8 protein-coding genes and 1 pseudogene are annotated in these 11,749 nt (G+C 59.4%); 4 read left to right on the forward strand and 5 right to left on the reverse strand.

All coding sequences use genetic code 11. The features are described 5' to 3' along the window. Nucleotides 1–27: 27 nt before the first annotated feature. The 3 genes and pseudogenes from BM171_RS11765 to BM171_RS11775 all read left to right on the forward strand — a co-directional run bounded on the left by BM171_RS11765 (nucleotide 28) and on the right by BM171_RS11775 (nucleotide 7,228). Nucleotides 28–2,310, forward strand: coding sequence for a right-handed parallel beta-helix repeat-containing protein (locus BM171_RS11765; protein ID WP_093012316.1), 2,283 nt, complete (start codon nucleotides 28–30; stop codon nucleotides 2,308–2,310). 76 nt (nucleotides 2,311–2,386) lie between these two features. Then, the gene (gene dnaE / locus BM171_RS11770) at nucleotides 2,387–5,884 is read left to right on the forward strand and encodes a DNA polymerase III subunit alpha (protein WP_093012319.1); all 3,498 of its coding nucleotides are present in this window, start codon (nucleotides 2,387–2,389) and stop codon (nucleotides 5,882–5,884) included. 241 nt (nucleotides 5,885–6,125) lie between these two features. Beyond that, nucleotides 6,126–7,228 (forward strand): annotated as a pseudogene (locus BM171_RS11775) (IS3 family transposase). A gap of 229 nt (nucleotides 7,229–7,457) precedes the next feature. Here the strand turns inward: BM171_RS11775 and BM171_RS18710 are convergent. The 5 genes from BM171_RS18710 to BM171_RS11795 form a co-directional block, all read right to left on the reverse strand. Further along, a complete protein-coding gene (locus BM171_RS18710) occupies nucleotides 7,458–7,787 on the reverse strand; it encodes a hypothetical protein (protein WP_139218697.1) in 330 nt (109 codons plus the stop codon). A 52-nt stretch (nucleotides 7,788–7,839) separates the two neighbouring features. Next, a complete protein-coding gene (locus BM171_RS11780; protein WP_093012385.1) occupies nucleotides 7,840–8,703 on the reverse strand; it encodes a CsgG/HfaB family protein in 864 nt (287 codons plus the stop codon). A 149-nt stretch (nucleotides 8,704–8,852) separates the two neighbouring features. After that, a complete protein-coding gene (locus BM171_RS11785; RefSeq protein ID WP_093012322.1) occupies nucleotides 8,853–9,179 on the reverse strand; it encodes a curli assembly protein CsgF in 327 nt (108 codons plus the stop codon). Between the two features lie 180 nt (nucleotides 9,180–9,359). Next, on the reverse strand, nucleotides 9,360–9,965 hold the full coding sequence (locus BM171_RS11790; protein WP_093012325.1) for a hypothetical protein: 606 nt from the start codon (nucleotides 9,963–9,965) through the stop codon (nucleotides 9,360–9,362). Between the two features lie 91 nt (nucleotides 9,966–10,056). Beyond that, the gene (locus BM171_RS11795) at nucleotides 10,057–10,653 is read right to left on the reverse strand and encodes a hypothetical protein (protein ID WP_093012328.1); all 597 of its coding nucleotides are present in this window, start codon (nucleotides 10,651–10,653) and stop codon (nucleotides 10,057–10,059) included. A gap of 500 nt (nucleotides 10,654–11,153) precedes the next feature. Between BM171_RS11795 and BM171_RS11800 the strand changes: the two genes are divergently transcribed. Further along, nucleotides 11,154–11,618 carry a hypothetical protein gene (locus BM171_RS11800; protein WP_093012331.1) on the forward strand — a complete coding sequence of 155 codons (465 nt, stop codon included), beginning with the start codon at nucleotides 11,154–11,156 and terminating at the stop codon, nucleotides 11,616–11,618. The last annotated feature ends 131 nt before the right edge of the window (nucleotides 11,619–11,749 follow it).

The raw sequence follows: 11,749 nt of genomic DNA on the forward strand, positions 1-11,749 counted from the left end.
GGCGTTTCGGTCAGGAAAGGGGTAGCGATGAACAAGGCGATCACCGACGGCTGGGAGATCATGCCGCCGCCATTTGGGGACGGGCTCGGCGTCTGGTCGAGCCAGAATGGCACGCCCGGCTCCGACACCTACGCCAATATTCCTACCGCAGCTTTCGTCTCGGCCGACCAGGATTTCGGTGGCTGCCTCGAACTTCTGAAGACCGAAGCGACACAGCGCCTGCGCTACATGGGCGACACGCGGATCGAGCCGGGCGTCTACCTGCGCGTGACCGCACGGGTAAAGGTGCTGTCCGGCAGTCTGCCATCCGTACGGATTGCGGCCTGGGCGGGTCGCGCGAACAATCAGACGGTCGGCGGGATTCCGACTGCGGGCCCCGCCACGCAAATACCGGGCTACGGCGAGATCGTCGAGGTGAGCGCGATCATTGGCTCGGGCAATCGCTCGGGCGTTGATCTCGTCTGGGGCGCGGAGCCGACTTTCGGCCATTTCGGGCTCGACCTGACCGGCGCGACCGGATCGGTCGTCCGCATCGACGATCTGGTCATCGAGGATGTCACCTCGGTCTTCCTGCGCGACATGCTGGGCTATGTCGATGTGCGAGACTGGGGCGCGCGGGGCGATGGCGTCACCGATGACAGCGCGGCCTTCGAAGCGGCGGATCAAGCCGCAGGCGGGCGGACGCTGTTCGTCTCGGTGGGTGAGTATCTTCTGGCGCAGGACGTGAGCATCGACAGCGAGATCGTTTTCGAAGGGCGCGTCAGGATGCCCACCCATCGCCGTCTGTCGCTGACGAAAAATTTCAGCCTGCCCGCCTATATCGATGCGTTCGGCGACGAGGAGGAGGCGCTCCGCAAGGCTTTGCAGGCGCTGATGAACGACGCCGACCACGAAAGCCTCGACATGGCCGGGCGGCGCGTGACCCTGACCGGGCCGCTCGACGTGCGCGCAGCGGTCGCGAACCGCGCGAGCTACGCACAGCGGCGGGTTCTCAGGAACGGGCAGCTTCAAGCGGCCCCCGGAGGAAACTGGGGCGAAGTCGTCGTCACGCGGCAAGCAAGCTATTCGCCGTCCAACGCAACCCGTCTCACCGGTATCTCGAATGCCGGGGAAATTCCCGTCGGCGCGCTCGTGGAAGGGGCGGGCGTCGGACGCGAAATCTACGTCCGCAGCGTCAATCCCGGCGCCGGCGACGTTGTTCTTTCGCAGCCGCTCTCGGATGCGACGGGAACGCAGACTTTCACCTTCCGGCGCTTTGCCTACATGCTCGACTTCTCCGGCTTCGACCGGCTCGACGTCTTCCAGCTCGAAGATATCGAATTTCAGTGCGGGATCGAGGCCTCGGGCGTGATGCTTGCACCGACCGGCACGATCATGGTCATCCGTGAATGCACGTTCAATCGACCGAAAAACCGCGGCATCACCAGCCCCGGTGAGGGCTGCCAGGGCATGCTGGTCGAACATTGCCAGTTCCTCAGCCACGAAGGCGGCGAGCTTACGCAGAACCGGCAATCCGTCGCGATCAACGTGAACGCCAATGATGTAAAGGTGCGTGACAACCGCGCGTCGCAATTCCGGCACTTCCTCGTGGCCTCCGGCGCGCAAAACATTATTTCCGGCAATCACTTCTTCCAGGGAGACGCGGCGGAGAACGGGATTCGCAGCGCGGGCATCGTGATCGCACTTCGGGCCTGCAATACGCAGATCTCGAACAACTACATCGACAATTGCTTCATCGAATGGACCAACGAGCGCGAGCCTGAGCCCGATTTCACCGGGGGCTTCGGCTTTGCGGGCCTCTCGATCACCGACAACGTGCTCTTGTGCTCGAAGGTCGCCACGAGCTTCTCATATATCGTCGTGAAGCCCTATGGGACCGGGCATTTCATCAACGGCATGACCGTGACGGGCAACACCTTCCGCGCGTCCTCGGGCACGATAGACCGGGTCGAGCGGCCTGACACGAGCTTCGCCCCGCTCGATTTCAGCCGGATGAAACGGGTCTATTTCGCCGACAACACGTTCCACAACATCGAAAAAGCCTCGCGCAATCCGCTGATCGTCGCGCATGCGCAGAACACTCATGCCGATACGTGGATGGTGGAGACGGGCGGCGAGCTGCCTTTCGACGCTTGGGCGACCGAGGTGGACGGGATCGTGCATACCTCGCGGCTGCGGAACGCGGCCAATGTCAGCGAATGGTGGATGCCCTACGTCTCGACCCGGGAAGGCGGGCAGAGCAACCGTGTACACCTGATCTATCCCGGACAGGTTCGGGGCGATGCGAACGTGACGATCCGCATGGATTGAGCGGGCGAGCGCGGGTGCGTGCGGATCGGCAGATTTATGACTTTTCGCACGCGGCGCACCCAAATACTGTGGCGCCATGGCAGATCCCCGATTCATCCACCTGCGCGTTCACACCGAATATTCCCTGCTCGAAGGGGCGGTACGGCTCAAGAAGCTGCCCGGCCTCTGCGAGAAGATGGGGATGCCGGCGGTCGCCGTGACCGACACCAACAACCTTTTCGCGGCGCTTGAGTTTTCGGTCACAGCGGCGGGGGCGGGCGTGCAGCCCATCGTCGGCTGCCAGGTCGATCTGCGTTTCTCCGATCCCCAGCCCGGAGAGCGTCCCCGCGATCCTGCACCGGTCGTTCTGCTCGCGCAGTCCGAGGCAGGGTACGAGAACCTGATGAAGCTCAATTCCTGCCTCTACCTGCGCGGCGACGGTGAGCTTGCGCATGTGACGCTCGATGAGCTCGAACGCCATTCGGAGGGCGTGATCTGCCTGTCGGGTGGGCCGGATGGACCGGTCGGAATGCTGCTTCGGCAGGGCAGCCGGGGCGCGGCCGAGGCGCTGATGGTGCGGCTCCATGCGATGTTCGGGGACCGCCTCTATGTCGAGCTTCAACGCCATCCCGGAGAGGACGGCCAACCCGAGGCCGAGCGCCTGACCGAGCGCGGCTTCGTCGAAATGGCCTATGAGATGGGCCTTCCGCTCGTCGCCACGAACGATGTCTATTTCCCGAAATCGGACATGTACGAGGCGCATGATGCACTGATCTGCATCGCCGATGGCGCCTATGTCGACCAGCAGGAGCCGCGCCGCCGCCTGACGCCGCAGCATTATTTCAAGTCGCCCGAAGAGATGGTCACGCTTTTCGCCGATCTGCCCGAGGCGGTGGAAAACACGGTCGAGATCGCGCGCCGCTGCGCCTTCATGACCTACAAGCGCGACCCGATCCTGCCGCGATTCGCCGATGACGAGGTCGAGGAGCTGCGCCGTCAGGCCAATGAAGGCTTGCAGGCCCGCCTCGCCGTCATCCCCCATGCCGCCAGCGTAGAGGACTACCAGGCCCGGCTCGATTTCGAGCTGGGCATCATCGAGGGGATGGGCTTTCCCGGCTATTTCCTGATCGTTGCGGACTTCATCAAGTGGGGCAAGGAGCATGACATCCCGGTGGGGCCGGGGCGCGGTTCGGGGGCGGGCAGCCTGGTTGCCTACGCATTGACGATCACCGACCTCGATCCATTGCGCTACAAACTCCTCTTCGAGCGGTTCCTAAACCCCGAACGTGTCTCCATGCCCGACTTCGACATCGACTTCTGCATGGATCGCCGCGAGGAGGTCATCCACTACGTCCAGGAGAAATATGGCCGCGACAAGGTCGCCCAGATCATCACCTTCGGCGCGCTTCTTTCGAAGGCCGCCGTGCGCGACGTGGGCCGGGTGCTCCAGATGCCTTATGGGCAGGTGGACCGGTTGTCGAAGATGATCCCTGTCGAGGGGGTGAAGCCCGTCTCCATCGAGAAGGCGCTCGCGGACGAGCCGCGCTTGCGGGAGGAAGCCCGGAACGAAGAGGTCGTGGACCGGCTCCTGACCTATGGCCAGCAGGTCGAGGGTCTTTTGCGGAACGCCTCGACCCACGCCGCAGGCGTCGTGATCGGGGATAGGCCGCTCGACGAGCTGGTGCCGCTCTACCAGGATCCGCGCTCGGACATGCCGGCGACGCAGTTCAACATGAAATGGGTCGAACAGGCGGGCCTTGTGAAGTTCGACTTCCTCGGGCTGAAAACGCTGACCGTGATCCAGAACGCCGTGGATCTCATCCACAAGTCCGGCCGCGATCTGCACGTCGGAGCCGATGGCGCCACGCTCTATGAGCCCTTCGACGGGGCCGAGAACGATATCGGTCAGATCCCGCTCGACGACGAAAAGACCTATGATCTTTACTCGCGGGCCAAGACGGTCGCGGTGTTCCAGGTGGAAAGCTCGGGCATGATGGATGCGCTGAAGCGCATGAAGCCGACCTGCATCGAGGACATCGTCGCGCTGGTGGCTCTCTACCGCCCCGGTCCGATGGAAAACATCCCCGTCTATTGCGAGGTCAAGAACGGGCTGCGCGAGCGGGCGGGCATCCACCCCTCGATCGACCACATCCTCGACGAGACGCAAGGCATCATCGTCTACCAGGAACAGGTGATGCAGATCGCGCAGGAGATGGCGGGCTATTCGCTCGGCGGTGCGGACCTGTTGCGCCGCGCGATGGGCAAGAAGATCCAAGAGGCGATGGACGCCGAGCGCCCGAAATTCATCGAAGGCGCCAAGAAAAACGGCGTCGATGACGACAAGGCACTCGAGGTCTGGAACCTCCTCGACAAGTTCGCCAATTACGGCTTCAATAAGTCCCACGCCGCGGCCTACGCGGTGGTCAGCTATCAGACCGCATGGCTCAAGACGAACCATCCGGTGGAGTTCATGGCCGGCGTCATGAACTGCGATATCCATCTCACCGACAAGCTCGCGATCTACTTTGAAGAGGTGAAGAAGGGGCTCGAACTGCCCTGGGTGCCGCCTTGCGTGAACCGCAGCCAGGCCATGTTCGATGTTCAGAACGGAGAGCTGGTCTACGCCCTCGGCGCACTCAAGAATGTCGGCGTCGAAGCGATGCGGCTCGTGGTCGAAGGGCGCGGAGCGCAGCCTTTTGCGACGCTCTACGATCTTGCGCGGCGCGTCGATCTCAAGCGCGTGGGCAAGCGCCCGCTCGAGATGATGGCGCGTGCGGGCGCGTTCGATCAGCTCGATCCGAACCGGCGGCGGGTCTTCGACAGCCTCGATGCGCTGGTCGCCTATTCGGCGGCGGTGCAGGAGCAGAAGACCTCGAACCAGGTCTCGCTTTTCGGCGATGCGGGCGAGGATCTGCCCGAGCCGCGCCTTGCGCCGGTGAACGACTGGCTGCCGGCAGAGCGGCTCGCCGAGGAGTTCAAGGCGATCGGCTTCTATCTCTCAGGGCACCCGCTCGACGATTATCTCGCAGCGCTGAAGCGCAAGGGCGTGATGACGCTCGACGAGGTTATGCGGAAAGCCGAGGGCGGCCCGTTTCTTGCCAAGCTCGCTGGAACCGTCGCCGGGCGACAGGAGCGCAAATCGGCGAAGGGCAACCGCTTTGCCTTCTGCCAGCTCTCCGACCCGACCGGGGCTTACGAGGTCACGCTCTTTTCGGAGACGCTGGAGAAAAGCCGCGAGCACCTGGAGACCGGCGCGAAGGTCGTGGTGACGGTGGAGGCGACGCTTGAGAGCGATCAGCTCAAGCTTCTGGGCCGGTCAGTCGCGCCGGTGGACGTGGCGGTCGCCGATGCCGGTGCGTCGGGCCTTCGGATCTACCTCGAAGAGGAAGCCGCGATTCCGCAGATCGCATCCGTTCTCAGCCGTGCGGCCCAGCAGATGCCGAAAGCGGGCCGCGGCCCCGTGCACCTGTGCCTGTCACATCGCGATTTGCCCGGCGAGGTCGAGATCGGGTTGGAGGAAGAGTTTCCCGTCACGCCTGAGATCAAGGGCGCGATCAAGTCGCTCGCAGGCATCATGGACGTTGTGGAATTCTGATCCGAAGGACGCGGACAAGCCGCGACATGTCTGGCCTGCCGATCGTTCCGATCGTCAGGCGGGCGAGGGGCGCTGCTCAAGCGTTGATTTCACTTTCGCCGCATGATCCCGGGATGGTGCTTTTGACTGATCTGATCCCCGGTCTCCGGGCCATCGCGAATGATCTGATCCCCTGATTCTGGACCGTTTGAAGCTGGAGTTTTCCGCTACGCTTTCCTGGCTGACAGAGGAGCGGAGTCGCATGAAGGCATCGAAGTCTACGGACGCGCAGAAGGCGTTCATCTTGAAGCAGGGCGAGGAAGGCACGCCGGTCGGCCAGATCTGCCGTAAGGCGGGGATCAGCCAGGCGACCTACTTCAACTGAAAGAAGAAGTATGCCGGCTTGCCGCCTACGGAGATGAAACGGCTGAAGCAGCTCCAGGACGAGAACGGCCGGTTGGAGAAGATCGCGGCCGATCTGACGATCGACCGGGAGATGTTGCAGGACGTCATCCGGCGAAAGATCTGAAGCCTGGCCGGATGCGCGAGCTGGTTCGCGGCATGTGCAGCGATTGGGCGGTCTCGATCCGGACGGCGTGTGGCACCATCGGATTCGACCGTACGACGTTTCACTACAAGTCCCGACGCGCCGATCAGGCTGCAGTGGAGAAGCGGATCAAGGAGATCTGCGAGACCCGGGTCCGCTACGGCTATCGCCGGGTTCATGTGCTCCTCGCACGCGAGGGCTGGGGCATCAACATCAAGAAGGTCTGTCGCATTTACAGGGAGTTGGGCATGCAGCTCAGGAACAAGACGCCGAAGCGGCGGGTGAAGGCAAAGCTGCGCGATGATCGTGCTGAAGCCGTCGGACCCAACGATGTCTGGACGATGGATTTCGTTCATGACCAACTGGCGACGGGCAAGAAGCCCCGCGTGCTGACTGTCGTGGACATATTCTCCCGATACGTTCCAGTGCTCGACGCGCGGTTCAGTTATCGCGGTGAGGATGTTGTAGCGACGCTGGATCGGGTGTGCCGCAGAACCGGCTATCCCAAGACAATCCCGGTCGATCAGGGGAGTGAGTTCGTCTCCCGGGACATGGATCTCTGGGCCTACCAACGCGGCGTTACCGTCGACTTTTCATGGCCAGGGAAGCCGACAGACAACGCGTTCATCGAAGCCTTCAACGGCCGCTTCCGGGCGGAATGCCTGAACAGCCACTGGTTCCTGACGCTTGCGGATGCCCCCGAAAAGTTGGAGGCTTGGCGTAGATACTACAACGAGGAATGGCCACACAGCGCGATCGGCAACAAGATCCCGATCACGCTGACGAAATTGGGGGGCATTTCCAGCCTGTCACCCTGATCGGAGGCGGAAAACTCTCGCCGAGGGCGGTAGAAGGTTCGGTGTCGGACCACGGAATGGAAATTTCCACCTTCGAATGGACGAAAGTTCAGTGGCAGGTCACCGGCTCTAACCGCGGGGGAAGGTAAACTGTTTCTGCACACATTTTTAACCCCGAAGTGTTGTCGGGATTGGCGTGACAACCTCATTATGATCGCGCCGAGCCGCAAACGCCAATTCTTCTTGAAATTTAATTAGATCCGCTGGTCGACGATGTAGTGCTGGAGCTACCGCCCTCGCTGTCCCCCATCGCGGCAATCAATGCCAAAAAGGTCACCGCAGCGGTTGCGGTCGTCGTCGGTCCAAGTCCACCGCCTAAGTCAGCACCGGCGGGCCTGACGCAAGTCACCTCAACGGTGTCAGTATCAATGAAGACGGCGCTTTCAATCGCTGCAGCAACGCCGCAAGCTTCCTGCTCAGCTGCAATCTGAAGGGCGCGAGCTGTGCTTTGCTGCGCGCTCACCGTGCCAGCTGAGAAAACCAAGGCAGCAAAAATATTTGCTAATGTGGTCGCCTTCATGAATTTCTCCTATGAAAAAGTACGCCAGGTTAGTGTTAGCACGAAGGTAGCTTCAGTTGTCGGTTACAACTACCGTTGTTCTCTCTGAGGATTCGCGTTCTTTTCTCAAAAATCCCCGGATCTGTTCCGCAGAATATCCAAGTCGCGCCAGCTTGTAGCGCATCCTATAGTCTTCAATCACTGCATTGCCTGCCGCCTCGGTCGCAAACGCCCATTGACCGTCCTCAGCACCTTCAACGATCATCGCGAGAACTGCTAACTCCATTGCTTCACGCACAACAAAGATTTCAGGCTCATTACGGGTGAAGCCAGTTTCGTATTCAAGGATTTCGTCGACCGCCACATAACGAAATGCATCCCCTTGCACTTGTACGGAATAAACGGTCTTCGTAGTTGTCACCGAGGTCAGTACGCGCCCGGTTGAAACACTGACGGCACGCAATGCGACGGTGACAATATCCTTGCGATACTGGTTGAAATTACCAATGCCGAGAAAACGTGCGCCAACACCACCTGTGACTGTATTGGTGTCGTAGCCAACGATTGACCCCTCTATCAACGTGCCTGCAAACCGCAGCGGTGGGATGGACACGCCTCCAGTGAAGGCAGCCTGTGTCTGTTCGATGATGCTGCGCTCGCGAAGAAGGTTATCGACTCGCGCACGCTCGATCACATTGAACCACTCGCCTTTGCCTGCCGCTGTCAGAACGTCCGTGAGGATATCAGCACCGCCTTGTGTAACAGCACGCGACAGCTCAGCGTAATCATCAGTGGGTTCATTTTGCCCGGTCAGATCGGGGAATGCATAGACCGCGACGTCCAGCGCGCGAGCTGGAGGAGGAAGCCGCTCAAGTTTCAGCCCCGTTTGTGTTGCAGACATCTCTTGAGCTTGTTCCAGAAGCAGCTCGTCGCTCATCGGCACTGTATATTCACAAGCCGAGAGGGCCAAGATGGCCAAAAACGAAAGTAAATGTAGCTTCGGAAACTTCATTTCTCGGACGCCTATTATCTGAGTTCGGATCGCCAAGCCGGCACTTACACTAAGGAGACTTTAAGAAGCGTGCGTCAGTCGGACACATCCACTGTTGGGTCCGTTGGAGCTCCAGTGTTGATTGGGATCACAATAGTTGGACCGCCTACGCTTCCTCCGCCGGTTACACCGGGAGTAGGCTGTCCTCCACCACCGCCGATACCGGCACCGCTCTCCAGTCTATCTGGATCTATCGTGGCCGTTCGCTGCACGTCAGCCAAACCGAACAGGAACGCTCCGTTGTTTGGATTGCCACCGAAATTCGGATTGTTGAACTGGAATTCAAGATTAGTCGCAGAAGCGGCTCCTGCCGCCATGGCGAACACCGACGCCAGGATGGTCAAGTTCGTTGTCTTAGCCATAGAAATTTCTCCCTTCTCCCGCTTACGCGTACCAACATTTTCAGTGGCTCACCGCAAGGTGTTGTTGAGCTAAGACAAACGTTGGAGGAAATGTTGTATTATCGCAACCACAGTTGCCTGGCGCTCACTGCATAAAAGAGCTTCGCCATGGACGTTCTCGCAACTAAGCTGGTTAGCAAGTTAGGGTTGAATAACAAGGGTGCCATTCGTTGTGCGCGTTATTGATGCGACGACTGGAGCATCAAGGGCGCCTTGAACAACGCCGACTTTGAAACGGCCAGATGAGTAACCTGAGGTGGCATCGGCAGGGTTCTGCGACGTGATCATCTGATCAGAGATTGTAAGATCTACTTCCCTTCCCCTTCCGTATTGTTCGATCATCACGTCGGTGTCATTTCCATTAAGCTCGACCGCAGCTTTATGGTCGTAGCCCATTTGCAACGCAGACACAGAATTGCGATTGCCAGATACGCTGAAAATGGCCTCATTGTCCGCGCCAAGCTGAATTATATTCGATGTGTTGCTCTTCCCGGCAACCACAGCAACGCCGATATTTCTCAAGCCGTCCTGTATAAGTGCAGAAGTGTTCGTCTGGCCGTCGGTGATAAGTGCACCGGCGTTTTCATCGCCAACCTGAACCGCATACTGTCGGTTACCGCTGCCGAATGACACTCCTGCGGCGACGTTCTTGTCTCCAACCTGCGAAATGTAAGCTTCCTGCGCGCTCGCGGTCGATGTCGCGAGGAAAAGCGCAAACGGCAGCAGACGCACGATGTTCGGCATCATGAAACATTCCAGTAATTCGGCTTGGTCAGAAGGAGCCGGGACAGCGGGCCCCGGCTCAAAAAGGGCTTAAATCAGCCAGCTAATAGCGACCTTACGGTGTAGTAATGGTACCGCCGAACGGGTAGCCCGCATTTACAACCGGAACCGGCAGCGGGGTCGGGCTCGGTGCAACGGTCGCTGTCAGGGTCGTTGTCCCGAGCAGATTTTGGCCTGCCATCGTGCCAGCCTGATCCTGGCTCCAGTTTACGGCCGTGTTATCGTTTCCTTCCTGGATGATCTGCGAAAGGAACGAGGAATTTTGCGAGCCTGGGCCCTGCTGGTTCAGCTGAACGGCAACAGCAGTATTGTTGCCGTTTGTGAAGCCATCATTTTTCTGCCAGATGAACGAGTTCGCGGTTGCGCCGCTGCCGACAGTGTTGCCAGAGGTCGTGTCTGTAAGCGAATTGACAGTATTGGAGGTGCTGTCGATCTGGTATGTCGTCGCCGAGTTCCCGGGACCGCGTGAGAGCTGGCCGGCGGAGAAGCCCACACCCTGCTGGACGATAACCTGCTGAGCGTCATTGCCAGTCGAATACTCGGAATAGTTGACCGCGTTAAGCTGGTCGCCGAGCTGGTTGATGTAAGCATCTTGTGCAGAAGCTGCGCCAGCAAACAGAAGCGCTGCCGCGGAAAGTGCGATCGTTTTCATGGAGAATTCCCCTATCGGTTCAAAGTAAAAATTTCGGCCCGCATTATACTGGCAGGCTACAGCTCAACCCACTGCTCAAGAGTTGCTCCCACGTATGTAGCAAACTGACGCTGTTCCGCAAAATTTTTGCCGCATTTTGGGCATAATTGACGATTTTTTCATCATTTCCCGCTCTGCCTGCTGTTTGTTCTCGAAAAAGAAACAACTTTTGCCGTTAAAAAACCCGCCAAGAGGTCGTCGGAGAGTCTTATACAACCCTAGGGTGTGCGGGGCGGAATCGCTGAATCGATTCGGCCTTTGACGGATGCAGCAGCTCGCGCACCCGGGTGAGCGGACAACTTTGAGATAATTGCACCTTTTCCGACGACACCAAATGGTCTCAAGCCTGCCACATCACAGCTAAGATCTCACGATTACCTAGAGTTATCGCGGCCTGAAGTTGGACGCGTCGGCGCCGTCGACTGCGCCCAGCGGAAAAACGAAAAGTCTACGAGGTAGTCATGATAAAGCAGTACGTTATCGCCGCCGTCATATCGGCGCTCACGGTTCCGAGCCTTGCCACAGCACAAGAAGCCTATCTCGCGCAGGTGTCCGTGGGTGCAGTTTCCGTCAACCTTCCGTCGGTCTCAAATACCCCTGACATTACTACGCTTGTCGCCCAGTCCACCACGTCGCAGACAGGCGTGAACCCCGCCACCGTAGACTTATCTGATTACCCGCTCGTAGCAGCCCCGACGAACGGAGCTGTGGCGAACGTCGACAGCATGGGAGACAATAATAGCGCCATGCTGCTGCAGACAGGGATCAACGCCGCCAGCATGAAACAAGTTGGCAACTGGAATTCGTCGACCATCGTGCAGAGCGGTGTTTCCAATCGCGCTTCGAGCTATCAAATCGGGGATTACAACACTGCAATGATATCGCAGACCGGCACTGGAAATTCGGCACTGATCATCCAGCGCTAAGCATGGCACCGTGAAGGGTCCGGCCAAGTCGGTGATTGAGCTACTCCCCGATCGTTGGACAGGATCTGGCGTAATTTAAGCTACTCGTTGCACCTGCTGATCGGGTTGGTTGATATCATTTCTCTGCCAGT

It is taken from the genome of Roseivivax halotolerans (genome assembly GCF_900115815.1).
GTDB classification, from domain to species: Bacteria; Pseudomonadota; Alphaproteobacteria; order Rhodobacterales; family Rhodobacteraceae; genus Roseivivax; species Roseivivax halotolerans.